The 546-nt window shown below is 48.5% G+C and carries 1 protein-coding gene; it reads left to right on the top strand.

What is annotated here, in order from left to right; genetic code table 11:
* The coding region (locus R7Z77_RS27845) for an iron chelate uptake ABC transporter family permease subunit (RefSeq protein ID WP_318137370.1) at positions 1–508 on the top strand (508 nt) is incomplete at its 5' end.
* Positions 509–546 lie beyond the last annotated feature (38 nt).

Here is a 546-nt window from a genome sequence, read left to right as displayed (position 1 = left end):
CGTTCAGTTTGCGTTGGCGCAAGGCTCTGGGGAAAGTTACAAAATTTTGCTCTGGCTCACGGGCTCAACGTATCGCGTCACCAGCACAAGTGCATTGGTGTTACTTATCTCCGTGTTGGTGCTTTTAGCGATTGTATTTGCGTTGTCACGTTGGCTAACACTGATTTCTATTGGTCGAGCGTTTTCTAACGCGCGCGGGCTGAATCCATCATCTGCGAACACGATTTTGCTTGTTATCGTTGCTCTGCTGTGTGCCTTTTCAACGGCGACGGTCGGCCCCGTTTCCTTTGTTGGTTTGGTCGCACCACACATGGCGATGATGCTAGGAGCAAGAAAGGTCAAAGAACAATTATTCGTTGGCAGTTTGATTGGTGCAACGCTTATGGTTTGGGCGGATTGGTTAGGGCAAATCGCCATTTACCCGAGCCAAATTGCAGCAGGTACGTTAGTCGCGATCATCGGTAGTACCTACTTCTTGTTCCTGATGCTCAAAAGCAAGTTCCGATAGCTTGGCGTAAAGATAAGCGAAAAAAGAAACCCGCTCTT

This window comes from Vibrio sp. 1401, assembly GCF_033340295.1.
Note: the sequence above shows the minus strand (reverse complement) of the source record. Positions and strands in the feature narration are given on the sequence as shown.